This window comes from Enterocloster citroniae, assembly GCF_040545455.1.
Lineage (GTDB): Bacteria > Bacillota > Clostridia > Lachnospirales > Lachnospiraceae > Enterocloster > Enterocloster citroniae.
The window spans coordinates 276,924-303,894 of sequence record NZ_JBEPLZ010000007.1; the positions used below are offsets into that span (position 1 = coordinate 276,924).

Consider the following 26,971-nt stretch of genomic DNA (forward strand, 5'->3'; position numbering starts at 1 on the left):
GTCCACGAACCAGTGAGGCGGCTAACGGCTCTCCCTTATCTTTGGGTCAAGCAGACTGTAAGCAATATCCGTAAGGACATTGCCCACCAGAACGGCTGCTGCAATTACTACGGTGATCCCCATTATCATGGGGTAATCTCTTGCATTAATGGACTGGACCATAAGGCTTCCCAGCCCCGGCCAGCTGAATACCTGCTCCGCCACCACAGCGCCTCCGAACATAAACGGAATCATGGTGCTGAGAACAGTTACCACAGGGATCAGAGCGTTCCTGAGGCCATGGACAATGACAACCCTTGGTTCTACAAGGCCTTTGGCCCTGGCTGTCCTGATATAGTCTTCGCTGAACACTTCCATCATGCTGCCCCGGGTCTGCCTCAGTATGCTGCCTATATTAAATATGGTCAGAACCAGACAGGGCAGGATCAGATGGTTGACTGCCGAGCCGACCGTATGTACCCCGGCATCGTACATTCCTCCCATGGGCAGTACCCGAAGCTTGACTGCAAACAGATAGATCATCACTAGACCTGTAAAAAAGGTAGGGGTGGATGCCCCTACAAATGCAAATCCGGATGAGGCGTAATCCCATGCGGAATAGGGCTTATACGCTGACATGATGCCAAGGGGCACTGCGATCAGAACTGATAGCGCAGTAGATGACAGTGTAAGTATCAGTGTGGGTCCCAATTTTTCCAGTACCTGTCCCAGTACAGGAAGGCTGTTCCGGTATGAGATCCCCAGATTTCCCTGGAGCATGGCTCCAAGCCACCGGAAATACTGTATGATCGCCGGGTCATTTAACCCCATCTGTGTTTTCAGCGCTTCCATACTCTCCTTGGTTGCCATGGGATCTGCCATGAGCATCTCCAGGGGACTTCCGGGAGCCATTGCCGAAATCAGATATACAAGAACAGTTATTCCGAAAAAGGTGGGAATCGCTACCAACAGACGTTTTACAATGTACTTAAACATGTTGTTTATCGACCTCCGTATTTCCGTGATCCTTCTTAATGGGTAGCTGCGTGCCTGAACACTAAGAATATCATTGTTATATCACTGATAATATCAGATATAACGTAAATGTCAACCTTACGAACTGTTTTTTAATTATTTTTGTTTAATATGCACACTTTTTTTCTTTTTTATTGGCATAATCGACAAAAATATATTTAAGTCTTTGAAAGTATTGACTAGATTACATTTGCATGTTTAAATAAATAACAGTTATTTCTGCGTGCCTGGATAAAATCGGAATATCAAAAACTGATTTTATTGAAGGAGGATTTTAAGATGTCTGTTAAACACAATGAACCTAAATTTACCGATCCCGCAACCATGGCCTGCCGCGGTGCCGTGGAGCACAGAGCCACATGGATGGCACTTCTCTATGAACAGGCTAAGGAGCAGGGCGCTGACGCTGAGAAGATGTGCCGCGAAGCCATCCGCAAGTGCGGCCATATCCATGGCGACAACATGTATAAGCCCCTTTGTGAGGACCCGGACAGCGCCGCTGATTTTGGCAGGGCATTCTTTAGCGGACAGGGCGCAAAAAACATGGAGATCGATGTGCTCGAGTCCTCCCATGACAGCCTGGTGGCAGAATTCCGCCAGTGTCCCCTTGTTCAGGCCTGGGAAAAACTAGGCTATAAGGGCAAGGAACTGGAACTGCTGTGCGACATGGCCATGGACGGGGACCGCGGTATTGCCGACCAGATGGGGCTGACACTGGATATCACAAAGACCATTGCTGCCGGAGACGGATGCTGCCACCTGCATTTCCATAAATAATTCGTATCAGTTCAAATACTTTACAGGGAACCTGCCACATGGCTCTCAGGCTGTCATTTTCATATGGCGGCCTTTTGTGATTCCGGGGAGTATCTGCATAATACCTCTGGTATTCCGGCATCATAACCTGTATAATATTTTGTAATATGAGCACCGGAGCCCGATCAGAGACTCCAACGCTTTAAGGAGGTCTACATGAATGTAAGAGGCAGAAATGTAAAAGACAGATTTCTCACCTATGTGGGGTTCGACACCCAGTCCGATATTGACAGCGGCAAGGTGCCTTCCACTCCCAAACAGCTGAAGCTGGCCGGTTATCTGGCGGATGAACTGAAGGAATTGGGAGTGGAGGATGCGGAAGTGGACCGGTACGGCTGCGTCTACGGGCACATACCGCCCTCCAGCGGCTGCGCCAAGCCTGGTCTGGCCCTGATCGCGCATATGGATACGGCCATGGATATGTCGGGAGCCAACATTAAGCCCCGTATTGTGTCCGATTATGACGGAGGTGATATTGTACTGAATCAGGAGAAGAATATTGTCACCAGAGTCAGTGAATATCCTGTGCTTGAGCGCTTTGTGGGCCAGGACCTGATCGTCACGGACGGCACCACCCTTCTGGGCGCGGATGACAAGGCCGGTGTGGCGGAGATCATGACACTGGTGCAGTTTCTGGCAGAACATCCCCAGCATCCCCATCCCGGACTCAGCATCCTGTTTACCCCGGATGAGGAGATCGGCCGGGGAGCGGACCATGTGGATATAAAGAAGCTGGACGCTGCCTATGGATACACTGTGGACGGAGGGCTTCTGGGGGAATTTTCCTATGAAAATTTCAATGCTGCAAGCGCCTTTGTCACCGTGCATGGCGTCACGGCCCATACCGGGTATGCTAAAGGCGTGCTGAAAAACGCCATCCTCATAGCCATGGAATACCAGAGTCTGCTCCCCGCCTATGAGACGCCCGGGTGCACGGAGGGACGCGAGGGTTTCTACCACCTGGACCGTCTGGAGGGGTGCACGGAAACGGCCAAGATGAAATTCCTCATAAGGGACCACGATCATGGTAAATTTCTAAGGCGTCAGGAACTGATGGAAGAAGCCTGCAGGTATCTGAATAATAAATACGGCCAGGGCACTGTGGAAATCCAGATCCAGGAAAGCTATCTGAACATGTATGAAAAGGTGAAGGACCATAAGGAACTGATCAGCCATGTATTTGAGGCCATGGAAAAGGCCCAGGTCACCCCCATTGTGGATCCTATCCGCGGCGGAACCGATGGCTCCCGCCTGTCCTACATGGGCCTGCCCTGCCCCAACCTTTGCACCGGGGGCCAGAACGGCCATGGACGCCATGAATTTGTGTCTGTCCAATCCATGGAAAAAGTGGTTGAGATCCTCAAATATTTGGTGGAACTGTATAGTTAGCCCTTTTTATAAAATAAAGCCTGCAAATAAACAAGATACACATAGGAGAAAATGATATGGGATATATTAACCAGGTAACCGGCTACAGAAACGATCTGCTTTGTAACAGATCCATTATTAAAAAAGGTATGTATGCACTGTTGGAACCGGACGGTCTGGTAAAGAATGTGATTCCCAGCTTTCAGGAATGTGAGATCACCATACTCTCATCCCCAAAGCTGGGAGCATCCTTTGTGGACTACCTGTTGTCCGTCAGCCCGGGAGGATATAACCGGGCCGGATTTGGCGGCGAGGGCATCGAAACTTTTCTCTATCTGTTTGAGGGATCCTTAAAGGTATGGAATGAAGACGAGACGGCTGTCTTAACAAAAGGCGGATACATATTCTGTCCGGAAGGCAGACTGCTGCATTTTGAAAACCTCGGGGGAAACGCAAGAGCATTTCTCTATAAAAGAAAATATGTAAAGCAAGAAGGCTGTCAGGCACACACAGTCATTGCCAATATCAATGATGTGGACTGGATGGAATATGAGGACATGGCCGATGTGCGCATGAAGGACTTTCTGCCAGCAAAAGATGATCCGGGTTTTGACATGAACTTCCATATCCTTTCCTTTAAGCCAGGAGCCAGCCACGGTTACGCGGAAACCCATGTGCAGGAACACGGAGCTTATATTTACTCCGGGCAGGGCATGTATCTTTTGGATCATGACTGGATCCCTGTAAAAAAGGGAGATTATCTGTTCATGGGTGCCTACTGTCCCCAGGCCGCCTACGGAGTGGGACGGGATGAAGAATTTGCTTATATTTACTCAAAAGATTGTAACCGGGACGCATTTTTATAAAGTTAAAAGGCAGAAAAGGATATTTCTATCCTCTCTGCCTTTTATTCTCATCAAACTTATTATAATATTTCATTTTTAAATGCTTCCACATCATCTGCCAGTATTTCTTTGGCCTGCTCCAAGTTCCCCTCTTCCATTGCCTCCACCAGACGTATATGGTTCCTTCCGTCTGAAACCTGACTGTTATTCCAGATTTGGATAAAATATTGATTGGAAATCCTGGTACATATATTTAGCGCATCGGACAAGGACCTTTGGATAAAGGTGTTATTGCAGAAACTGCACAAAGTTTTGTGGAACTGTATGTTGGTTTCCCAATGGATACGCGAGTCCTTTGTATAGGTAATTTTCCCAGCATCTTCATTCAATGCCTTTAACTGGTCGAAGTTTTCCCGGGTCAAATGGGGGAAACTCATCTCCAGGGCCCCTAACTCGATGATTTTCCTGTATTCAACTATTTCGATGATCTGGCTTGGAAGTATCACTGTCAGCTGGTATCCAAATCTTGGAATATTGTTAAGGACGCCCTCACCGCAAAGCTGGACCAGCGCCTCTCTTACGGGAGTTTTACTGACACCGTACTTTTCCATTAATGTCTTTTCGTTAATAATATCATTGGCTTTGTAAGTCCCATCCAATATATCCTTCATAATTCCGTCATGTACCTGACTTTTTATCGATTGCCCCTGCATTGTATATCCCCTTTATTTAATATGAGTTTAGCCTTTTACAGCTCCTGCCATCATCCCTGATTTCTGGAATGTTTGTAATATTAAATATAACACAATAATTGGAATAATTACAAGGGTTGTGCCCGCAAGAATTACAGGCCACGGTGTTGAGAGCCCCTCGCTTACGGGAAGCAGGGAAATTGTGACCATCAATGTGTATTTTGCCTGTTTGCGTAGGTACAGAAGAGGCCAGAAGAAATCGTTCCACCTGGCGATCAGGGTGACTGCTGCCCAGGATGCCAATGCCGGCTTGATAATGGGCAGGATGATCCTGTAAAATATCCCAAAATCTCTGCAGCCATCAATTCTGGCAGCCTCTATCAGTTCATCAGGAACATCGCTGATATACTGATGCATGTAGAAAATACCCACCGCAGTGGCAATCCTGGGGACGATCAGTGACCACAGACTATTGATCAGCCCTATTTTTTTCATGATCACAAACAGCGGAACCGCCCCAACCTCCGGAGGCACCAGCATTGTTGCGATCACAAAATAGAACAGAAAATCCCTTCCCGGAAATTTGTATTTGGCAAATGCAAATCCTGCCAGTGAGCAGAAGAACAGGGAAGTGGCTGTTCCCATTAGAGTGGTAAATACGCTGTTGAACGTATTCAGTCCCACCGGTATCATGTCAAATAATTTTCTGAAGTTATCCAAAGTGGGCTCTGCAACCCATATGGACTGAAACCCACTGATACTTTCTGATGTTGGTTTGATTGAAATCAGGCACATCCACAATATAGGAAGAATACATATTAATGATATAATGATCAACAATGCGTGTACTGCAAAGCTTGCCCAGATTTTTTTGCCCTTATACCCCATCTATTTCCCCCCTATAATTCTCCCTGTTTCCGCTTCACCACCATCTGCATCACAGACAGCACTGCCAGAATCAGGATTAGAATAACTCCAATAGCGGAGGCGTATCCCATATTAAAGATGTTAAAGCCTGATTCATACATATACTGGAACAATGATGTATTGGATGTACTGGGACCAGGTAAAATATATGACTCATTAAAAAGCTTCCAGCTGTCTACCGTCAGTGTTATGGAACAGAAGAAAAGAATATTTCCAAGAGACGGAAGTGTTATGTATATAAACTGCTTCCACTTATTGGCACCGTCTACCGTGGCCGCCTCATAATAATCCCGGGAAATATTTAACAGGCCGGAAAATACGATCATGGTAAACCACGGTGTATTTCTCCACACATTCAGCATAATTACCGGAATCTTAGAATACTGGGTGCTGGTAAGCCAAGGGACCTTCCCCAGCCCCATCCATGATAAAAACTCATTGAAAAGACCTACGTTCTCGTCAAAAAGCATTCTGAATATTAAACCCATTGCAATAGCTGCACAGATATTGGGAAGGAACGTAACCGTTCTAAAAAGCGCCTTTCCCTTTAACATATCCGAGTTAAGCAGGCTTGCAATCAGCACTGAGAGAATCAATATGAATACAAGGCCCGTGATCCAATATACCATGGTATTCTTCAATGCGTCCCAGAACATATTGTCGATCAGCAATTTTCTATAGTTATTGATCCCGCAGAACTCCGGTGCTCCAATCCCCTTCCAGTTTGTAAGGCTGATGTAAAATGTCCATATAGTGGGAATCAGCTGAAATGCGAGAAACAGAAGAAAAAACGGCAGTATGAACAAATAGGGAGCCTTATATTTTTTAAATATCTTCAGCATACTATAACTCCTTAAATTTTAAAGCATGGGGGAAGACCGTGCCTTCCCCCAGACAAAGTGCATATTACTTTATGATTTCTGCCTGCCCGATTTTTGCTTTCAGATTTTTATCCATGTTGGCAATGGCCTGTTCCATGGTCTGATTGCCTGCCACATAATTCTCCAGCTCAGAAGAAATGATCTCATCGGCCTCCGCATCCTGTGGTGTTACTGCCATATTTGTTGCTCCATTTTCAAGGCACTTGCCCTCCATCTCACGGAATGACATGCCGCCGTAAAAATCAGATGGCTCTTTCCAGAAATCATCCTGCAGCATCTCCAGGGATATAGGGTTGGCATATGGAGCGTTTTGGGATTCCATGGATTTTACCCATGTGTTTCTGGACTCCGTATCAAATGTGAAATCTTTCCATAGCTGTTCCAACAGCCCTGCATACACATTATCCCCTTTATTCACAATACAGAAGTAGGAGGATACAGGCGCTCCGGCCTTGCCTACACCCTCGAATTCAGGCGAAGGCATAACCTCCCACTGCCCCGCTGTCTGCTGGCAGTTCTTTCTCATAAACTCATCCCAGAAGGCGCCGATGTAAAATGTTGCCACCTTCTGTTCATTAATTGCATCATATAATGCAGGTTCCATAATCTCCGACTTTAATAACATGCCCTCTGAATATAAGGTATCCAGTGTTCCAAGGGCCATCTTTGTACCTTCGTCCTCTCCTATTACAATTGCTCCGTTTTCATCCCAGATCCTTGCATTGGCCTGAGGCATTAGGCCTCTTCTTCCCCAATATCTCCAGGTCTTGCTGCTTGGGCTGATGTAGGACAGATATACTTCACCATTGCTCTTTTCCTTTAACTGGCGTCCCGCCTCAATATATCCCTCCATGGTCTTCATCATGGACGGGTCAATGTCATACGTTTCAAAGATATCCTTGTTGTAAAACAGTACATTAGGACGCACCGATTCCGGAAGTCCATAGATCTTTCCGCTTATGGTGGCATCTGCCGCAGCGCCGTCCACCATCTTCTCTATGTAAGGCTGGAGGAATTCAGTCTCATCCTTTAAGATTCCCGCCTGGGAAAGATCCATAATATTAACCGGATCCAGGTATGTGGCATCCGGAAGATCCTCATCCGCACCGGCCAATGCTGTCATGGTGATCTTCTCGCGGCTCTGGGCGTGCCCCTCTGTCTGCACGATCTCAATCTTCACATCCGGGGCTATATCCCTGTGGGCATCCAGCCATGCGTCATAGTACTCCTGAAGATACTGGGGCTGTCCTGTGCCATAGATAGTAATGGTCCCCGCAGGATATACAGTCTTATCTGACTCCTGGCTGCCGCTGCCGTCTGCCACCTGAGCGCCGCCTGCCGCCTGTCTGCTGCCGGAAGACGATGCCTTGCCGGTGTCTGAACCTCCACAGCCAGTTATCATGCCTGCCGTCATCACTGCTGCTAATAGTCCTGCTACTGTTCTCTTCATAAAAAAACCTCCCTTTATTATTCTCTTACCGCCTCTGCAATTGCCCGGATCCTGTCATATGGAATCTCAGTCGGCAATGTACAGTCCGCGCCAAGGATAAATCCTGTCTTTCCATAATCACGAATCACCTTTTTTGCCGCTTCCTTCAGCTCCTCCACCGTGCCCTCTACCATAACACCGCTTCTGTTAGCAAGTCCTCCCATGATCGTTGTGCCCGGAAACAGTTTTCTTCCATCTTCCAGGCTGAAGCCGGTTTCATAAACTCCCCAGTTAACCACATCGGTCAGCGCCTCATAGGACTTATACCGTTTCACATTCAGATGGTCCTTGCACATATGCAGGAAGTTATATGCACCAGCCTCTTTGGACGCTCTTAATATCTCCTTGTCAAACGGCTCGATGATTTCCGAAAACTCCTCATCTGTGAAATAATGCTGTTCCCCGCCTAGGGCCGCATAGTAGATACCATCCAAGCCCAGTTCTTTATATCTTACAGCCAGCTGGCACATACCGTCAGTAATCCGCTTAAAGGCTTCCACCACCGGCTGCTTATTCTCCCTGATATGGGCGCAGAACATCTCCCTCACATGTTCATAGCCATATCTTGCTTCAATGGGATGGATGGCAGAAGCACAGATCCCGTGAAGGGTTCCCAGAGAAAAGGCATCCTCTTCTGCCTGGTCCAGAATCCTTTTAACCATCTCGATCTGATCCTTCATGAACCCGTCATTCATGGAATATGACGGTATCTTATCCCAATCCCCCGGTGTCTTTATCTCACCCACATCCGGAACCAGGTTCTCATTCATCACCTTAATAATATCTGTATCGGTCCGGCGGAAAAACTCCAGATGGGACTTAACTCCCTGCTCTCCTTTTTCTTTCCCTGACGGAAAATGAAGTGAAAAACCAACCGGCACATAATCCACCTCTCTACCCTCAATTGCTGCAATAACCCGCTCTTTTTTTGTCATCTTCTCTTTCCTCCAATAGCTGAACAGTTCTGTATTTATACCACTGATAATATCACTGTTACTATTAGCTGTCAAGAATATTTTTAGCTAATTTATATATATTCTCATAATATTTTTATATTTTTTGTATATTTTTTAACTATCTATTTCACCGCCGTCCCCCATGGTCCTTATTCATCACCCCGCATGACATATGAAAAGCCGTATAATTCCCACGTTCTGGCCAATAATTTTTACCACAAAAAAAGCCCCAGGGCCCACCGGCCTCGGGACTTTTAATATACAATTATTGTAACTGTTCAGGAAATCCCATGTGAAAATGGGTGGAAAAACGGACTTATAAGCAAGCTTAACGCCCGCTTTGGCACCCATTTTCCCGCCGTCCTGATCTGTTACCAATTATTAATCACAGGTATAAGGCATAAGAGCGATGTGACGTGCGCGCTTGATCGCTACAGTCAGAGCTCTCTGATGCTTAGCACAGTTGCCGGTGATACGGCGGGGAAGGATCTTGCCTCTCTCGGATACGTATCTCTTTAACTTGTTAACATCCTTGTAATCAATTGTGCCGTTCTTATCGCCACAGAATACACATACTTTTTTTCTTCTGCGCATTCCGCCTGGTCTTCTCATCTTAGCGCCATCTGGTCTATCTGTTTTATTAAATGCCATTGGTGTTGTCCTCCTTTATTATTCAACCATAGAACATTCTAGTTAAATGGAAGTCCTTCGTCCTCTACTCCATCCGGAATGTTCATAAACCCATCACCAATCGCACTGGTAGGAGCCGGTCTCTGAGAAGGAGCTGACTGCGTATAGCCGCCCATTTCAGAAGCTGCGCCCTTACTGTCTGCGAATTCCTGGTCATCAAGGATGACCTCGGTGGTGTATACTTTCTGACCTTCCTTATTTACATAGCTACCTGTTTGAAGTCTGCCGGAAACAAGGACACGCATACCCTGACGGAAATACTTTTCTGCAAATTCTCCTGCGCGGTCAAATGCCACACAGTTGATAAAATCTGCGGTCTGGTCTCCGCCTTCCTGGCCTCTGCGTCCTCTCCTGTCCACTGCAAGGGTGTACCTGGCAATCGCCATGGAGCGCTCTCCCTGTGAATACCTGATTTCCGGATCTCTTGTTAATCTTCCCATTAGGATAACTCTGTTCATACGGTCACTCTTCCTTTTTCTTTCCCGCTTACACGGGCTGGGTATGTCTTATGCTTCTACTTTAACGCATAAGTATCTGATAACTGGTTCCATAATACGAATGTGTGCTTCTACTTCATTCGGGCATACAGAATCGGACTCAAACTGGATGAAGTAGTAGAAAGCTTCATGCATCTTCTGGATCTCATATGCAAGTCTCTTCTTTCCCCATTCATCTACATTGGTCACGGTGCCACCGAAACGTGTGATGTAACCTTTCACCTTTTCCAGTGCTGCTGCACGCTGATCGTCTTCAAGCTTCACATTCAGAACAACGGTTAATTCATACTTGTTCATCTTGCTTTACCTCCTTGTGGTCTCTGGCCCCTGCTTTCAGTAACAGGAGCAAGGATATGATATGTCACGGAGTATTATTTTATCAAATTCCCGGGACAATTGCAAGATGTTTTTTAATATTTTTATAACTTTCATCACTGCAGCTCCTGTGGATTCGCCCCTTTTTTGGTCAATCCCCTGGTATTCTTCTCCACCAGCCTGCGGGCCACCATGATCTGGTGTCCGCATCCCATGCATTTCAGCCGGAAGTCGGCTCCCACTCTAAGGATTTCCCATTCATTGCTGCCGCATGGATGCGGTTTTTTCAGCTTTACCACATCACCCACTTCGTAATTCAGCTTTTCCATCATCTTATTACTCCACTTCTATATGTAAATACAGCCCCTCTATCTGCTCAGGACGGACTCGATCTTCTCAAGTTCATCCGGTTCAAATGCCAGATGGTCCAGAGCCGCCACATTGTCTTCCAGCTGTGCGGTGCTGCTTGCCCCTATGAGCACACTTGTCACCTCACTGCGCCGCAGGACCCATGCAAGTGCCATCTGGGCCAGGGTCTGTCCCCTTGAGGCGGCGATCTGGTTAAGTTCCCTGATCTTAACAAGGCTCTCCTCAGACAGATACCGTCCGCCTATGGTGTTCCCCTCCCTGGATGCCCGTGATCCCTCCGGCACGCCGGAAAGATACTTGTCTGTCAGCGCTCCCTGGGCCAATGGGCTGAAGCAGATGCACCCCACGCCTTCCCTGTCAAGAAGCTCCAGCAGGCCGTCCTCCACCCACCGCTCCAGCATATTGTAACGCGGCTGGTGCAGCAGACATGGCGTGCCGTTGGCGCGGAGCATGGCAATTGCCTTTTCTGCTTCCGGGGCCTGATAATTGGATATGGCCACATACAGGGCTTTCCCCTGCCTCACCGCATCGGACAGCGCACCCATAGTCTCCTCCAGCGGCGTCTCCGGATCCGGGCGGTGATGGTAAAATACATCTACATAATCCAGTCCCATGCGCTTTAAGCTGGAATCCAGGCTTGCCATCAGGTATTTCCTGGAACCCCAGTTTCCATAGGGCCCCGGCCAGAAGTCATATCCCGCTTTGGTGGAAATGAACAGTTCATCTCTGTATCTTCCAAGATCCGATTTAAGGATGGCTCCAAAATTTTCTTCCGCCATTCCCCTGGCAGGGTGGCCGTAATTATTAGCCAGGTCAAAGTGGGTGATCCCCATATCAAATGCCCGGAATAAAATGTCCTTCTGCTCTTCCAGGGATTTCTCCAGGCCAAAATTCTGCCAAAGCCCCAGTGAGATCCTTGGCAGCAGGACACCGCTTCGGCCGCTGCGCTTATATTCCATAACTTCGTATCTGTTTCCCGCTGCTTTGTACATATGATCTGCCCCTTTTCGTATTATACATTTATTCACTCCAAAACCACTGCGCCCAGAACTTCCCCGATGCTGTCGCTGATAACCAGGTCAGCCTGGGAATCCCGTGAAGTGGCGCCTTTATTAATAAGCACCAGACGATTGCCCCGGTAATAATCAATAAGGCCTGCTGCCGGATATACCACCAAAGAAGTACCGCCGATAATAAGCATGTCCGCATTCCGTATATAGTCCACGGACTTTTGTAAGATCCGGTTGTCCAGCCCCTCCTCATACAGCACCACATCCGGCTTTACAGTGCCCCCGCAGCTGCATCGGGGGACTCCCTCACTGTTTATCACATGATCCAGCCCGTAAAATTCGCCGCATCTGGTGCAATAATTCCTATGTACGGAGCCGTGAAGCTCCAAGACCTCTTTACTTCCCGCCATCTGATGCAGCCCGTCAATGTTCTGTGTAATGACAGCCCTGAGTTTTCCCTGTTCCTCCAGTCTCGCCAGGGCCTGATGGGCTGCATTGGGCTTTGCATGGGTAAAAAGCATCCTGTCTTTGTAAAACCGGTAAAATTCCTCAGGATTGCGGACATAAAAGCTGTGGCTGATGATCGTCTCCGGCGGATACTTATACTGTTGGTTATACAAACCGTCCACACTCCGGAAATCCGGGATACCGCTCTCCGTGGATACCCCCGCACCGCCGAAAAACACAATGTTCCCGCTGGATTGGATCCAGTCCTTTAACTGCTGCCATTTTTCATTCATATGATCCATGCCCCTCCTTTAATCATTATGGGATTTCAGTGACAATATAATTTAAGCATGATATAAGACCTGAGCCACCGAATCTCCTTTACACTATCTCATCCAGGAAAATACCTTCCAACGGCCTGATATATCTGCACCAGAAGGGCGGCTCTGTCCCATCCTCCTCCAAGATCCCGTCCAGCGGCATGTATCCAAACAGCCAGGAAGCCAGCTGGTCTACGGTGATATCCAGCACCTCTGTGGACATGAGGCAGTTCCCGCTGCCGCCCGGCCTGCCAGATTCCTGTTCGTGGACCGGAGATGTCCGGTCCAGGGATGAACTATCCATATCAAGCTTCCAGCGCCATAAACCGTCATTTTCTTTTATGAGGCGGTCGTGGATCCTTACCAGGACTTCCATCCGCGGGCAGGGGCATTCCTCATTTAAAGATATGGGCTCTGCCATGGCCGTCACATCCGTAATGCGCGCCATGATCCCGGGATCCTTTTTCCGGCCTGATTCCGCGGGACGGAGCCATTCTTCCCTGTCGCTGTAGAGAAATCTCTGTTCCTGTTTGCGGATCCCCCAGAACGCCTGAAGAGCCGCCAATTCCCCCTGAGAATCCAGCCATCCCCACACATGTCCGTCCTCGCTGTCAAGCTCTGCCTGAAGCATGTCCAGGTACGCCTTGTCCCTCAGCCCATAGACCTGGAACCGTGCGTCCAGCCAGCGGTTCATCCATTGAGACAACCACTCCGCCTCGGGACCATCCAGGCGCAGTTCCACCTTCTCCCCGGCCGGACCGTCATCTCCCAGCTCCCATAACGGCTGGTCAAACACATAGTTAAACCCAAACGGCCTGTAGATATCCGGGGATGCGGGCATGAGGTAGCAGAACGGCTCTCTGCTGTCATGCATGTCCTGAAGCATTTTCACCAGAACATCCCTCATATGCCCCTGATGACGGCTGGAGGCAGCGGTGGCAACCCCCACGATATAAGACAGCCTGTACCGCCGCCGCCTGACCATTACCGTATAGGGATTCAGATGGGCCATGGTGAGGATGGAGCCGCTCCCATCCTCCTTTACCAGCACCCTGCTGCCAGGCAGTTTTTTATTAAAATAATACCCCAGGAATGCCTGGGAATCCTCGGGAAATGCCTCCTGCCAGAGGGGGAGACATTTTCCATATTCTTCCTGTCCTAAATAGCGGATCATCGTTTCCTCACCATATACTTTCTTGCAAATCCAACCGGATTATAGCTCATCTTTGCCTTCCTAAGGCCCTCCATCCCCACATCATCCTCACGGTTCACCAGCGCAGCATCCGGGAACTCATTAACAAGGAACTGCTGGTTGATGAACTGGTAAAGCCCTTTGATATCCGGGTTGGCTTTCTCAATATGAATCACAGCCATATTCTCCCTCTCGTTCATGCTTCCAATGGTAAATGCCTCCATCTGCCCGTCCACATAAACAGCAGCCATACGCACGCATAGGCTGGAGCAGTTCTTAAGGATCTCATGGATACCGGCTACCTCGTACTCCAGGGAATCCTCCAGAACATCCCCATCTGCCTTCTGCCGCCTCCACCGCTCCATAAATTCCCAGACCTGGTGCCTGTCCGAGCAGCAGAGTCTCCTGTATTCATACCTGCCCTCATACTCCCGTTTGAAGGCGTTTAAATGATTCTTTTTCTTATGGAGTTTCTTACCGGACAAGGTCCTCATGGCCTCCCCGTCATACAGGTAGTCCTTCAGGTCCACCTGCTCCTCCACCTCATATTCCCTGGGGTCCAGTCCCAGGTACTGCACCGCTTCCTCGTCAGCCAGGGCAATATAAAAGGGCTTGTGGATCACTGTGGCAAAATACTCCTCCAGCTGGTGAAAGAAATAAGGCAGGTCCTCCTCCCTGCACATGGGCATGGCGGTAGAAGTCTGCCCGTCCCGTTCCATGAGCCACAGAACTGCCCTGTCCTCACTTACGGCGCATTTTACATGATAGTAGTCCTTCCAGAGAAAGCAGTCCAAAAACACACTGTCACACGTCTTATTGGGCCTGAGTCCGTAAAACGGCCTGAGCCTGTCAATATCTTCGGCCACAACCGGCTTAAATTCCAAATCCATAGCGTACCTCTTTTCCATTTATCTGCTGTTAGTATACCATATTTTCAAATCTTGAAACAAGGTTTTTAAAAAATGGAACCCTTCCGGGAAAAGGACAGGAACTTAGCCTCAGAGGCAGGTCCCTGAGTCTAAGTTCCTGATTTTTTTCCTTTGTGAGCCGCCTGTTTTCTGCCAACAGCCAGTCTAACTTTGGGCGATCTCTTTTACGAGAAGCAGCCTCTGCCCCCTTTTCACCTGGTCGTCTGCCAGTTCGTTGGTGGAAATAATGGTCCCCACAGTTGTGTGGAACTTTTTGGCAATGTCCCACAGCGTGTCATCGGGCTGTACGATATAGCCTACAATACCCGGCAGCTCCTGGAGTTTCTGAAGATCCATGGGTGTTACGGTGGCCCCGGTGATCACAGGCTCCCGTACGGGCTGAAGTACCAGGAAATCCAGGGCAATGACTGCTTTTACTTCTACCATATCCCCGCCCATCATCACTGCGCTGAGCTGTTCCAGGCCTGCATCCAGCTGGTACACACTGTCCTCGCGGATGCCTCTGGCCTCCGCCGTGCAGCGGAAGGGAACCTGTTCCACGGAGGATTGGACCGGGGATGTATCGTCACTGGTAAGATAAAGGAGGGTGATCTCCAGGACTCCGTCTATCTGAAGGCAGTCCTCCCCCACTTCCACATCATCCAGCTTGATGGTTCCTTCGTTGTGGCAAATCTGGAGGATGCGCTCTGCCTGAGGCAGTTTCAGTTTTTCCGCCACCTTGGATTTGCACATGTTTCTGGTGAGGATCTGGTCAAAACACGCTTCGGCCCGGGTGAGTTCGATCTCCCGGTTATTGGAGTACATGTCGCTTAGAAGTTCTACCTCCTCCTCCTCGTAGAGCTTGATATCCAGTTCCAGTACTGCATCCACGTCCATTTCGCGCATTTCCCCGTCATAATCCGGCTTGGCTTCTATGTCTTTGTGGGCCAGACGGACCGTGACCATGGGGATCTGCTCCTCCTTCACATCGCTCATATCCATATCGCCGGAAAACGGCATGGTCTCTTCCAGCCACTGCATGGGCATGTTTTCATCCTCGGCGCTGTAGATCACAAACACACTCAGCTCACCGTCCAGGTGAAGCCGCCCGTCCAAAGGTTTGGCAGTCACGTCACGCAGCTTCATTTCCCGCCACAGCAGCTGTCCTATATTGGGTTTTCCTCCCGTCAGGCTCAGTTCTTCCTTGATCCTGTATGTATCCTTGCGGCGGACCGCAATAGCGGCTGCGTCAGCCGTGCGTTTCAGGGTCTCCACCTGGACCTGGCCCGATGCGTCTGTATCGGACAGACCGGGACCGACTCCACGGCTGCCTGTCTCCAGGTTTACATCCACTGCCGCTTCCACGTCCCTCAAAGTTTCCACCCGAACCTGCAGGGTGATGATGGCCTGGACCCCCAGTTTCCTGGAATTGATCATATCTGTATTCAGGTCCTCCAGCATCCAGTTAAGGCCCACATAGTCCTTTTCCTCCAGGCCCGGCACATTTACTACCTCCTCAAAGGGGATATTGCCGCCCAGGGTCTGAAGTCCGCCTGTCTCCCTGCGGTAAAGGACCTGGAATTCCAATTTTCCCTTTACCGCAACCTTGTCTCCCTGATTTTTTACTGTCTCGATCTGTATCTCCCCGGTGTCCAGCATCACCTGTTCCATATCGTCCATGGTGTCTGGCACAATGAAGTCATCATCCAGTGTAATCTGTGTTGTTACATTTCCCTTCCATTGGTTCATATGTATCTGCTTCTTTATTAATTCCATAAAAAACACCTGCCATCTCTCATAGTCTTTTAGAAAATCTATGCGGACAGCAGGTGGTTTATGCTTATATCTTATGATTCATCATATTCATCCATAAAATGATGGCGGACTCCCTTTGCAACATATCCCAGACAGGCGTCCAGATTGATATTCTCCACACTCTTCATGATATTGGAATCCACAAAGGGGCTGTTCTTTCGCAGGGAGCGTATCAGTTCCTTCATCTCCTGCCGCTTGGACGTGTGTACGATATCAGCGGACGCCCCATCCATTCCCCCGGCGGCCTGCTCCCTGGCAATCTGCTCTGTAAACCGGCAGGCGCACTGGAGAAAATGCAGGCCGTTGCAGGATCTCCACGCCAGTATATCCTCCTCCTTCACATAGTACAGGGGCCGGATCAGCTCCATGCCCTCAAAATTGGTACTGTGGAGCTTGGGCATCATGGTATTGATCTGCCCTCCGTAGAGGATCCCCATAAGGATGGTCTCAATCACATCATCAAAATGGTGGCCCAGGGCAATCTTGTTGCATCCCAGCTCCCTGGCATGGGAGTACAGGTATCCCCGGCGCATCCGGGCGCAGAGATAACAGGGGGACTGATCCACATCCACCACAATATCAAAAATATCAGCGTCAAATATGCGGATGGGAATGTTCATAAGGGCTGCATTGTCCTGGATCATCCTCCTGTTATCAGGATGATAACCCGGATCCATGACAATAAACTCCAGGTCAAACTCCGTATCACTCTGGCGTTTTAACTGCTGGAGGCATTTGGCCAGGAGCATGGAGTCCTTTCCCCCGGAAATGCAGACAGCCACTTTGTCCCCGTCCTGTATCATCTTATAATCCTGTAGCCCCTTTACAAAGGGGCGCCAGATCTCCTTGCGGAACTGCTTGATGATGCTCCGCTCTATATTTACATGTGGTGCTTCATTCTTTTTATCTGCCATGTTTTCTCCGTGTATCCTCCCAGTGCCCCTTTGCTGTGCGGCGTTATACTTTGCCGCCGGCGCTGTTCCCTGCCACCGGCACTATCCTTTGCCGCCGGCGCTGTTCTTTTCCGCCAGTGCGTCCTTCAGCAGGGCCATCTCTTTTTCCATCTGCTCCAGACGGTATTTCATATCCTCATATTCTTCCAAAGTAAGGCTTCTTTTATTCTTGGGTATGGTGACCCCATCCTTTTTCACAGGACGGGCAGGGATCCCCACCGCGGTCACATTGTCCTCCAGGGGTTTTAAAAGCACTGCGTTGGCGGCAATGGTACAGTTATCCCCCACCTCAAAAGCGCCCAGGATCTTGGCGCCTGCTCCCACCATGACATTGTTGCCCAGAGTGGGGTGGCGCTTTCCCTTTTTTGTTCCCACGCCCCCCAGGGTAACTCCCTGGTAGATGGTACAGTTATCCCCTACCACGGTGGTCTCTCCGATCACCACTCCTGATCCGTGGTCAATAAGGATGCCATGGCCCAGCTGTGCGCCGGGGTGTATTTCGATTAAGGTAAAAAAACGCGCGATCTGGGAAATAAGCCTTGCGATAAAATACATCCTGTGCTTATAAAACCAGTGGGCAAACCTGTGCCATATCAGCGCGTGGACTCCCTGGTAGAGAAGAAACACCTCCAGGGCATTGCGGGCAGCGGGGTCACGTTCCTGTACGGCTTTAATATCAAGCCAGATATCTTTGAATATCATAGTTATACTCCACCCTCTCTTTTACGAGTTAAAACATTGCAACGGTAATACGACATTTGCTGAAAATATTAAGTATCGTATAGTATAGCATATGATATTCAAATTAAAAAGAACTTTTTATTGGAATACGACAGGATTTTCCAAATACTCCGTCTTGATCACAATAAATGGAAAAGATTGTTCGGTCCCGGCATTCTCCCCTTTTTCCGGCCCTTTTAACTCGGTGTTGATGACAATGGAATTGTCGGTGAGATACAGATCATTGACGCTGATGCTGTATCCGCCTGTGGGCTGGACGCCGTAACCCACCGCTATGTACAGGTTCTGTTCATCGCTGTACGTAAGCTTAAAGGGCTGCTGCTGCTTTTCCGCAATCAGCTTTTTCAGTTCATCCGGTACATCCATGTCGCCGGCCACTGTAAAATCCAGGTCCCGGACCTTATCACCGTTATCTTTTGAAGCGGAACAGCCGGCCAGCCACAGGGTAGCGGCAATGAGCGTCAGCAGCACCAGGTACATCTTACCTTTCATTTTACCTTTCATATGAATAAAACCTCCCGGAATCTATGATACGATTACTATCAATATATTCCGGGAGGCTATGAATATGCGTGGAAACGTCTTATACGATTTTTCTGATCCAGCCCTCAGGCGCTTCAATGGTTCCCATCTGGATACCGGTAAGGGTTTCATAGAGCTTCTTGGTAACAGGTCCCATCTCGTCCATTCCGCTTGGGAAGCAGATTTCCTTTCCATGGTCCACGATCTTGCCCACAGGGGAAATGACAGCGGCTGTTCCGCAAAGTCCGCACTCGGCAAAGTTCTCAAGCTCAGCCAGTTTAACCGGTCTCTGAGTCACCTTAAGGCCCAGATAGTGCTCTGCCACATAGACCAGGGAACGCCTGGTGATGGATGGGAGGATGGAATCGGACTTGGGGGTAACCACCTCATTGTCCTTGGTGACAAACAGGAAGTTGGCTCCGCCTGTCTCTTCCACACAGGTTCTGGTGGCGGGATCCAGGAATACATTCTCATCATATCCTGCCGCATGGGCTGTCACAGAGGCATACAGACTCATGGCATAGTTCAGCCCGGCCTTTACATGGCCTGTTCCCTGGGGAGCGGCACGGTCAAAATCGCTGACACACAGGGTCAATGGTTTGGCGCCGCCCTTAAAATAGGGGCCAACCGGGGTTCCGAACAAGCGGAACTGGTACTCGTCAGAGGGTTTAACACCGATCACCGGGCCTGAGGCAAACATGTAGGGCCGTAAATACAGGGTCGCACCGCTACCAAAAGGAGGAACCCATGCAGCATTGGCCTTGACCACCGCATCTACTGCCTCTAAAAATCTCTCCTTTGGAAATGGAGGCATCTCCAGGCGTGCCGCGGAATCCATCATGCGCTCCGCATTCAGGTCGGGCCGGAAGGTAACAATACTTCCGTCCTCCGTGGTGTATGCCTTCAGGCCTTCAAAACATTCCTGGCAGTACTGCAGGATTCCGGCGCATTCATTGATCACCACATTGGGATCGGAGGTGAGCGCTCCCTCTCCCCATGCCCCGTCTTTATATTCTGCCACGTAGCGCTTGTCCGTTGTCATGTACGTAAATCCAATGTTGCCCCAGTCCAGCTCTTTCTTTTCCATAGTCAATTCCTCCGTTCAGGTAGAAGTAAGTGTATTTTGAACACAATTATAATCGCATTAGACGGTAAAATCAATGGGTTGAATGCAAATATGGTATACAATTCCGGCATATCTGCCATAACCCGTGGAAACTTTGGTCCGTCTTATCTGCGTCTGTCCAGAACCAGGTTAAGCAGCACCAGAGCTGCTGTGGTAAACAGCATACAGAGCACGGCCATGGCCATTCCAACAGAGACGCTCCCCTGTTCAAATTCCCTCATAATGAAAGTGGAAACCACCAGAGTGTTGGGCGGCGCGATCAGGCTGGCTGTGACCAGTTCCCTGAACGCAATGATAAATGTCATCATCCATCCGGTTGCAACCCCCTTCATGATCAAAGGAAGGGTTATATGCAGGAACACATAGGACGGCGCCCCTCCAAAGGTCCTGCCCGCCCATATCAGGTTGTCGTTGATCTGGGTAAATGAGGATGTGACATACTGGATGGTATAGGGAAGAAACAGCGCCACATAGGCCAGTATCATGATCCCCATGGTATTGTAGAGGGGGACCACCTTGTAGACGGCATTCCAAAACAGCATGATGCCAATGACCAGAACAATGCCGGGCAGCATTTCCGGAAGCAGGCTCACGGCCTCCAGGGCTTTCCCTGCCTTCCTGCTGCTTCGGCGGACGGCGGTCACGGTCATGGTGCCCAGGACAGCTGCTATGGTAGCTGAACCGGCTGCCAGTCCCAGACTGTTAATCAGCGCCTGGCACCCTTTGGGATTTTTCATAAACAGGTCCACATAGTGCCGGACGGTAAAGTTCCCGGCCGCCAGCCCATATCCCCTTAATTTGATCAGGGAGGTGGATATAACGGAAAAATAGGGGATCCCCACAGCCACGGCCAGTACAAAGATCACATAAAACCAGGCCAGGAAACCCTTCCCGCCTTTCAGCTCTGTCATATGGCTTCTGCTGCCCTTTCCGCTGACCAGCCGGTAGCTTTTTTTTACTGTAATATAATTCTGGACCCACCAGAGTACCAGGCAGATGCCCACAAGGACAGAGGATAAGCTGGCTGCCTTTCCAAAATCGACAGGCGCTGTGGTGGCGTGGCGGTGAATGTCTGTGGTAAATACATAGAAGCCGATCCTTCTTCCAAGGGTTGAGGGCGTGCCATATTCAGACAGTGTCTTAACAAATACCAAAAGGGCTGCAATGGCATAATTCCCGGACAAGAGAGGCATGAATATCTTCTCCAGCCGCTGTCTGAACCCGGCTCCAAACACAGCCCCGCTTTCCTCCAGGCTGGCCGGGATATTGAGCATAGCATTCTTAAGAATGGTGAGCATGAACGGGAATACGTGCAGGCTCATGGTCAGCACCAGTCCGCCGAATGAAAAGAACCCCTCCGAAATGCTGCCGCTTCCCGGGAACAGCTGTTGGAACAGCCCTTTCTTCTGCATAAAAAGGATCCATCCCATGGAGGCTATGTAGGGAGGTGTCATAAAGGGTATCATGAATACAATATCCAGCCATCTGGCCCTGGCCAGCGAGGTTCTGGCAAACAGGTATGCCAGCGGCGCCGCAATTGCCGTGGAAAGGGCTGTCACACATGCTCCCAGCACCAATGAGTTAAAAATAGTGTTCAGATTATCCCTGTCCGAGACCGCTGCCCATGCCCCGGATAGATCAAAGCGGCCATCAGGGATGACCGCTCTGGCAAATATCATGACCAATGGGCAGACGATCAATATTGCCAGAAGCAGGCCCAGCATACAAAGAGGACCTCTGTGCTTCCAATTGTCCGACTGTTTCATATGGTTTTCTCCTGACTGTCACCGGCAGATCTCATTGAGTCTGGCTGCTGTATCTGCTGAAATCTCCATCATCTTATCCCAATCCGTCCGGATCCGGGGAATCTCCTCCAGATTGGTCCTGTTCTCGCATTTCACATCACTGCGCCCGGGAAGCAGGTATGCATCGGCCACCAGCTGCTGGGCCTCATCGCTGATCAGATAATCCATAAATGCCCTGGCATTGTCCACATTGGGGCTGGTCTTTAAGATCATGGCCGGCCGGGGATTTACCACTGTCCCGCTGGCAGGGTAGTAGATATCCAGGGGTTCCCCCTTTTCCTTGGAGGAATAGGCATTATAGTCAACACCAGCCACCAGGATCCCCTTTTCTCCCGTGGTCACAGCTTCCAGCGCAGCCTTGTTGGCTCCCGGAACGGTCATTCCGTTGTCCGCCAGGGCCTGCCATATATTCCACCCGCCCTCACCCTGGGCTGTTATGAAACCGGACAGGAAATCCTTGCATGCACCGGACTTTTCCGGATCCGGTATGGCCAGCTGGTCCTTATAAGCAGCATCTGCCAGATCCTTCCAGTCCGCGTCCAGGGAAGGGAATACCATGGTATTGTAAATCACACCTACCGCTGAAGCGCTGGTGCCGTAAAGCATGTGTTCCTCATCTACCCAGTCCGGATTCATCCGGTCTGTTCCCACTGCCTCATAAGCCATAAGCTGCCCGTCTTTTTTCATGGATAAGCCGTCTGCCCAACTCGCCAGTATGACCACATCCGCCACCGGGTTGGCCTGCTCCGCTTCCAGACGCGCCAGTATCTCCCCAGTGGTTCCCTGAAAGCTTTCTACCTTCACCCCTGTCTTTTCCTCAAAACCGGCCGCCAGCTTATCCGCAAGACCGGCCGGGCTGGGCATATATACCACTACCTTGCCGCTGAGACCGGCGGACGGTTTGGCTTCAGCCTCTGTTTGGGCGGTTATTGTGTCTGTGGCTGCGTCTGTGGTTGTGCCTGTTGTTGTGCCTGTTGTTGTGCCTGCTGTTTTCTCTGTGCCGGGCGCTTCTGTCAGGGCCGCCGTTGTTTCTGTCCCTCCTCCTGCACATGCCATAAGGCTTAAGGCGCACGCTGCTGCTGTCAGTACTATTCCTGCTTTTTTCATTATCTTTCCTCTCCTGTTGATCAATCTATCATTCATGCCGCCTGAGATATGTCTGTATCAGGCATGGCCTTCCGATGCAAAATATAATACATGGGACGGATCCACAAAAACCGTCAGCCGCTGCCCCGGTTCCATCCTTTTGTGGGTGACCAGGCTCCAGCTCCGCTCCCTGGATCTCAGGATGACCTCATAGGCGCTTCCCATATACTGGACCCCTTCCACCTCCATCTCACGGGCCTCCCATCTCTGTGTAGGAGTCAGGGACAGATGCTCCGGCCGTATCATGGCGCTGGGGCTGATCCAATTGGATTTGCCCACAAACCGGGCAACAAAGGGGGTGGACGGACATTCATAAATCTTCTCAGGTTCCTCGTATTGCTCCACATTCCCCTGATTCATAACCGCGATCCGGTCGCTCATGGTCATGGCTTCTATCTGGTCATGGGTAACAAACACCGAGGTTGTGCCCAGACGTGACACCAGGTTTTTCAGTTCTGTTCTCATTTCTTCCCTTAAGATGGCATCCAGAGCAGACAGCGGTTCATCAAACAGGATGCAGGGCGGCCTGATGGCAATGGCCCTGGCAAACGCCACCCTCTGCTGCTGTCCCCCCGACAGCTGGTGGGGATACCGTTTCTCAAACCCCTTAAGCTGTACTGCTTCCAGCGCATCCTTAACCTGCTGATCCAAACCCTGCACCTTTCCTTTTACCCTAAGCCCAAATGCCACATTTTCAAATACGGTCATATGAGGCCAAAGGGCAAAATCCTGGAACACAAAGCCAAGCCCCCTCTTTTCCGGAGGAAGGTTGATGCCGCTGAAGGAGGAGAACACACAGGTATCATCAAAATAAATATCCCCCTGATCCGGTGTCTCCAGGCCTGCGATCATCCGCAAAAGGGTTGTCTTCCCGCACCCGGAGGGACCTAAAAGCGTGGTAAAGCTTCCGCTTTCAATGCAAAGGCTGATATTGTTTAAAACTTGTTTACCTGAAAATGATTTTGAAAGGTTCCTGAGATCTATTTTCATACGCTTCCCCGTCTTTCCGTCTTTACATTTCAATTACATTGTTTTAAAGTATATCCCCCTGCTGGAAACCCGGCTATCAAGCTCAGGTAAAATGAACGTAAAATTTTTGATAAGGCCAAGCCCACTTTGGCCGGGCATTGCGAAACCCCTGAAACTATGCTAAGTTATACATGGTAAGTGATAACCCATGTAGTACATCATGCGGCAATCCAAACAACAGATCATCTGGAAAGGTACAGGGAGAATCAGAAAAATGGCAAAAAAAAATACCCGCAACACCCGGGGCAAGATTGTAAACGCAGCATGGAAACTGTTCTATGAGCAGGGGTATGAAGATACCACGGTGGAAGAGATCATTGAATTGTCCCACACCTCCAAAGGTTCCTTTTACCATTACTTTGACGGGAAGGACGCTCTTCTAAGCACCCTAAGCCTGCTGTTTGACGAAAAATACGAGGAGCTTATGGAAATACTGGATGCCAGGCCGCAGATGAGTGCCATGGACCGGCTTCTCTTCCTTAACAGTGAGTTGTTTGGCATGATCGAGAACAGTATTTCCATGGATCTGCTTGCGCGCCTGTTATCCACCCAGCTTATTACCAATGGTGAAAAGCATCTGCTGGACCACAACCGCACCTACTATAAGCTTTTGAGAAAGATCATTGCCCAGGGACAGGACAGCGGACAACTGAATACCGGCTCCAGCGTCAGCGAGATGGTGAAACTGTATGCCCTATCGGAACGGGCCCTTCTCTATGACTGGTGTCTGTGCCAAGGTGAGTACTCACTGAGAAGGTACAGCGTGTCTGTCATGCCTGCATTTCTCAGCAGTTTTCTTCCCTCACAGGAAGTATAAATAAATATTTTTATTATCGTACAGTTATTTTTCCCTTTATTTACTTAATTTTTTATCGTTTATTATATATATCGTCTAGTATATAGTCTATACTTCGTTCTGTATTGCGTTCTGTTTTTCTCCATGCTATAATGTGCACATTATGGCTGTTTTACTTATCCCCGGGCACCTGTCCGGGGAAACGCATTCATGGCCAAATGCAGATCTGCATAACAGGAGGGAACATATGAGTACTGGACAAATAGGAATCTTGGCTGCCATTATCATCTATCTGGCTGCCATGGTCTACGTAGGTTTTTATTTCAGCAAAAAGGGCGGCGGCGACTCCGCGGATGAGTTTTATCTGGGCGGGCGCAAGCTGGGCGCCCTGGTGACCGCCATGAGCGCGGAGGCATCGGATATGAGCAGCTGGCTTCTGATGGGTCTTCCGGGCGTGGCTTATCTCACAGGTATTGCTGATGCCGGATGGACCGCCATCGGTCTTGCAGCGGGTACATACCTGAACTGGCTGATCGTGGCAAAGCGTCTGAGACGCTACTCCGTTACATGTAATGCCATCACTATCCCGGACTTCTTCTCACGGCGCTACCGTGATGAAAAGAATATACTGATGTGCATTGCCGCCATTGTGATCCTGATCTTCTTCATCCCCTATACGGCATCGGGTTTCAAGGCAGTGGGAACACTGTTTAACAGTTTGTTTGGCGTGAACTATCATGTTGCCATGATCGCAGGCGCTGTTGTCATTATCGGTTATACGGTTCTGGGCGGTTTCATGGCCGTATCCACCACGGACCTGATCCAGAGCATTGTCATGAGTATTGCCCTGGTGATCATTGTGTTCTTTGGCATCAGCGTTGCCGGGGGATGGGAAGCGGTGGCTGACAATGCCCGCTCCCTCACAGGCTATCTGAGCATGACCCATATCCACAACATGCAGGATCACACTTCCTCCCCTTACGGATTTATCACCATACTATCCACACTGGCATGGGGACTGGGATATTTTGGGATGCCCCATATCCTTTTGCGTTTCATGGCCATCAGCCATGAGGATAAGCTAAAGACATCACGGCGCATTGCCTCTGTCTGGGTGGTCATCTCCATGTTTGTGGCCATTCTTATCGGCATCATCGGTTACGGCGCTTCCGTTGCAGGCAGTATTCCCACATTTGCCTCCAGCTCCGAATCGGAAACCGTGATCATCCGCCTGGCCGACCTGCTTGGGCGCCAGGGGGTCCTGCTGTCCATTGTGGCAGGCGTGGTCCTGGCCGGAATCCTGGCATGTACCATGTCCACCGCCGACTCCCAGCTTCTGACCGCCGCATCCGGCGTGTCACAGAACCTGCTGCAGGACTTCCTGAAGATCAAGATGGATAGCAAAACATCCATGGCAAGTGCCCGCCTTACGGTCATCGCCATCGCCCTGGTGGGCATTGCCCTGGCCTGGAATCCGGACAGCTCCGTATTTACCATCGTATCCTTTGCATGGGCCGGTTTTGGCGCATCCTTTGGCCCGGTCATGCTGTTCGCTCTGTTCTGGAAGCGCAGCAACCTCCAGGGCGCCCTGGCCGGCATGATCGCCGGAGGCGTCATGGTGTTTGTGTGGAAATACGGCGTGCGTCCTCTGGGCGGCGCCTGGAATATCTATGAGCTGCTGCCTGCATTCCTGGTTGCCTGCGCTGCCATTGTGATCGTATCCCTTGCCACTGAAGCACCCTGTGAGGAAATCTGCAGGGAGTTTGATTCCGTGGGCAAATAGGCTGCCGGTCGGAACGTTTGGTTTTGTTGGCAAATAAACGGCCGGGCAGGATTCTGCCTGGCCTTTTTTCCCAAATATGGTATACTTAATAGTAGAATAAGGGTAGTGTCAAGTAATCTATGAAAAACGGAGTCTAAAAAATAGGCTCAACCGAACCTTGAAAATTGCAGATATTAATGGTTTTAAGACCTTGGGGCCTTGCCCCAACCCCCACAAGGGACTCGTCCCTTGACCCGATTTCGGGCTTTGCCCGAACCCATCCTCGCCGGAAGGCAGGAAAAGGGTGCAGTTGCCCCTTTTCTGCTGGACAGGATAATCCGTGGGCTTATGTCAATAGACTTTCGCGGCATATCCTCACAGGCGGCCGTGCCGCCTGCTTCGGTATTCCACGGTTCTATTGACAACAGCCCCGCTCCATCTCTGACATGCCGTTTTTCTGCATATTCAGGATGGTCTGCTGGCCAAGGAAGATGAGAAGCTGCCACTTGCCAGGCATGTTGTCGGCACCGGCCAGCATCT

At 49.8% G+C, this 26,971-nt stretch carries 27 protein-coding genes; 5 read left to right on the forward strand and 22 right to left on the reverse strand.

The genetic code is table 11. The features are described 5' to 3' along the window. Positions 1-21: 21 nt before the first annotated feature. Positions 22-975 (reverse strand): ABC transporter permease, encoded by a 954-nt coding sequence (locus ABID13_RS12305; protein ID WP_007861661.1) that lies wholly within the window; start codon positions 973-975, stop codon positions 22-24. A 318-nt stretch (positions 976-1,293) separates the two neighbouring features. On the opposite strand from ABID13_RS12305, the gene ABID13_RS12310 reads away from it, so the two are divergent. From ABID13_RS12310 to allE, 3 genes are all read left to right on the forward strand, one after another. Next, entirely contained in the window at positions 1,294-1,791 is a 498-nt protein-coding gene (locus tag ABID13_RS12310) for an L-2-amino-thiazoline-4-carboxylic acid hydrolase (protein ID WP_007861662.1), read from the forward strand. Positions 1,792-1,986: 195 nt separating this feature from the next. Then, a complete protein-coding gene (pepT, locus tag ABID13_RS12315; protein ID WP_045092964.1) occupies positions 1,987-3,219 on the forward strand; it encodes a peptidase T in 1,233 nt (410 codons plus the stop codon). Positions 3,220-3,275: 56 nt separating this feature from the next. Next, positions 3,276-4,064 carry a (S)-ureidoglycine aminohydrolase gene (gene allE / locus ABID13_RS12320; RefSeq protein ID WP_048929041.1) on the forward strand — a complete coding sequence of 263 codons (789 nt, stop codon included), beginning with the start codon at positions 3,276-3,278 and terminating at the stop codon, positions 4,062-4,064. Positions 4,065-4,123: 59 nt separating this feature from the next. Here allE and ABID13_RS12325 read toward each other — a convergent pair whose 3' ends face one another. The 21 genes from ABID13_RS12325 to ABID13_RS12425 form a co-directional block, all read right to left on the reverse strand. Further along, positions 4,124-4,756, reverse strand: a complete 633-nt coding sequence (locus ABID13_RS12325) for a GntR family transcriptional regulator (RefSeq protein WP_045092966.1) — start codon at positions 4,754-4,756, stop codon at positions 4,124-4,126. Positions 4,757-4,783: 27 nt separating this feature from the next. Further along, positions 4,784-5,623 (reverse strand): carbohydrate ABC transporter permease, encoded by an 840-nt coding sequence (locus ABID13_RS12330; RefSeq protein WP_045092967.1) that lies wholly within the window; start codon positions 5,621-5,623, stop codon positions 4,784-4,786. Between the two features lie 11 nt (positions 5,624-5,634). After that, positions 5,635-6,504 carry a carbohydrate ABC transporter permease gene (locus tag ABID13_RS12335; protein ID WP_045092968.1) on the reverse strand — a complete coding sequence of 290 codons (870 nt, stop codon included), beginning with the start codon at positions 6,502-6,504 and terminating at the stop codon, positions 5,635-5,637. A 64-nt stretch (positions 6,505-6,568) separates the two neighbouring features. Continuing rightward, on the reverse strand, positions 6,569-7,993 hold the full coding sequence (locus ABID13_RS12340; RefSeq protein ID WP_048929042.1) for an ABC transporter substrate-binding protein: 1,425 nt from the start codon (positions 7,991-7,993) through the stop codon (positions 6,569-6,571). 17 nt (positions 7,994-8,010) lie between these two features. Continuing rightward, entirely contained in the window at positions 8,011-8,967 is a 957-nt protein-coding gene (locus tag ABID13_RS12345; protein ID WP_045092970.1) for a uroporphyrinogen decarboxylase family protein, read from the reverse strand. Between the two features lie 402 nt (positions 8,968-9,369). Further along, positions 9,370-9,639 (reverse strand): 30S ribosomal protein S18, encoded by a 270-nt coding sequence (rpsR, locus tag ABID13_RS12350; RefSeq protein WP_002568382.1) that lies wholly within the window; start codon positions 9,637-9,639, stop codon positions 9,370-9,372. Positions 9,640-9,677: 38 nt separating this feature from the next. After that, positions 9,678-10,136 carry a single-stranded DNA-binding protein gene (locus ABID13_RS12355; protein WP_040415992.1) on the reverse strand — a complete coding sequence of 153 codons (459 nt, stop codon included), beginning with the start codon at positions 10,134-10,136 and terminating at the stop codon, positions 9,678-9,680. 48 nt (positions 10,137-10,184) lie between these two features. Beyond that, on the reverse strand, positions 10,185-10,472 hold the full coding sequence (gene rpsF, locus ABID13_RS12360) for a 30S ribosomal protein S6 (protein WP_007861681.1): 288 nt from the start codon (positions 10,470-10,472) through the stop codon (positions 10,185-10,187). A gap of 134 nt (positions 10,473-10,606) precedes the next feature. Then, positions 10,607-10,822, reverse strand: a complete 216-nt coding sequence (locus ABID13_RS12365; protein ID WP_007861682.1) for a DUF951 domain-containing protein — start codon at positions 10,820-10,822, stop codon at positions 10,607-10,609. 36 nt (positions 10,823-10,858) lie between these two features. Continuing rightward, a complete protein-coding gene (locus tag ABID13_RS12370) occupies positions 10,859-11,851 on the reverse strand; it encodes an aldo/keto reductase (RefSeq protein ID WP_048929043.1) in 993 nt (330 codons plus the stop codon). A 32-nt stretch (positions 11,852-11,883) separates the two neighbouring features. Then, the gene (locus ABID13_RS12375; protein WP_007861684.1) at positions 11,884-12,609 is read right to left on the reverse strand and encodes an NAD-dependent protein deacylase; all 726 of its coding nucleotides are present in this window, start codon (positions 12,607-12,609) and stop codon (positions 11,884-11,886) included. 88 nt (positions 12,610-12,697) lie between these two features. Beyond that, a complete protein-coding gene (locus tag ABID13_RS12380; RefSeq protein WP_048929044.1) occupies positions 12,698-13,810 on the reverse strand; it encodes a GNAT family N-acetyltransferase in 1,113 nt (370 codons plus the stop codon). Further along, positions 13,807-14,718: a DUF2156 domain-containing protein gene (locus ABID13_RS12385; protein ID WP_007861686.1), complete on the reverse strand. Its 912-nt coding sequence runs from the start codon at positions 14,716-14,718 to the stop codon at positions 13,807-13,809. Before ABID13_RS12385 ends, ABID13_RS12380 begins: the two co-directional genes overlap by 4 nt. Before the next feature lie 183 nt (positions 14,719-14,901). After that, complete coding sequence (locus tag ABID13_RS12390; RefSeq protein WP_048929247.1) at positions 14,902-16,512, reverse strand: DUF3794 and LysM peptidoglycan-binding domain-containing protein; 1,611 nt, start codon at positions 16,510-16,512, stop codon at positions 14,902-14,904. Positions 16,513-16,583: 71 nt separating this feature from the next. Then, the gene (locus ABID13_RS12395; protein WP_048929045.1) at positions 16,584-17,465 is read right to left on the reverse strand and encodes a tRNA 2-thiocytidine biosynthesis TtcA family protein; all 882 of its coding nucleotides are present in this window, start codon (positions 17,463-17,465) and stop codon (positions 16,584-16,586) included. A gap of 81 nt (positions 17,466-17,546) precedes the next feature. After that, positions 17,547-18,206 (reverse strand): serine O-acetyltransferase, encoded by a 660-nt coding sequence (gene cysE, locus ABID13_RS12400; RefSeq protein WP_045092976.1) that lies wholly within the window; start codon positions 18,204-18,206, stop codon positions 17,547-17,549. A 117-nt stretch (positions 18,207-18,323) separates the two neighbouring features. After that, the gene (locus tag ABID13_RS12405) at positions 18,324-18,749 is read right to left on the reverse strand and encodes a protease complex subunit PrcB family protein (RefSeq protein ID WP_007861695.1); all 426 of its coding nucleotides are present in this window, start codon (positions 18,747-18,749) and stop codon (positions 18,324-18,326) included. Between the two features lie 79 nt (positions 18,750-18,828). After that, on the reverse strand, positions 18,829-19,854 hold the full coding sequence (locus ABID13_RS12410) for a branched-chain amino acid aminotransferase (protein ID WP_007861696.1): 1,026 nt from the start codon (positions 19,852-19,854) through the stop codon (positions 18,829-18,831). Between the two features lie 143 nt (positions 19,855-19,997). Further along, positions 19,998-21,659, reverse strand: coding sequence for an ABC transporter permease (locus tag ABID13_RS12415; RefSeq protein WP_045092977.1), 1,662 nt, complete (start codon positions 21,657-21,659; stop codon positions 19,998-20,000). 18 nt (positions 21,660-21,677) lie between these two features. Continuing rightward, on the reverse strand, positions 21,678-22,805 hold the full coding sequence (locus ABID13_RS12420; protein ID WP_007861703.1) for an ABC transporter substrate-binding protein: 1,128 nt from the start codon (positions 22,803-22,805) through the stop codon (positions 21,678-21,680). A 57-nt stretch (positions 22,806-22,862) separates the two neighbouring features. After that, positions 22,863-23,834, reverse strand: coding sequence for an ABC transporter ATP-binding protein (locus tag ABID13_RS12425; RefSeq protein WP_007861705.1), 972 nt, complete (start codon positions 23,832-23,834; stop codon positions 22,863-22,865). Positions 23,835-24,087: 253 nt separating this feature from the next. Here ABID13_RS12425 and ABID13_RS12430 point away from each other — a divergent pair, with 253 nt between their 5' ends. Together ABID13_RS12430 and ABID13_RS12435 are read left to right on the forward strand one after the other, a co-directional pair. Next, entirely contained in the window at positions 24,088-24,690 is a 603-nt protein-coding gene (locus ABID13_RS12430) for a TetR/AcrR family transcriptional regulator (RefSeq protein WP_007861707.1), read from the forward strand. Positions 24,691-24,916: 226 nt separating this feature from the next. After that, the gene (locus tag ABID13_RS12435) at positions 24,917-26,452 is read left to right on the forward strand and encodes a sodium/proline symporter (RefSeq protein WP_048929046.1); all 1,536 of its coding nucleotides are present in this window, start codon (positions 24,917-24,919) and stop codon (positions 26,450-26,452) included. The last annotated feature ends 519 nt before the right edge of the window (positions 26,453-26,971 follow it).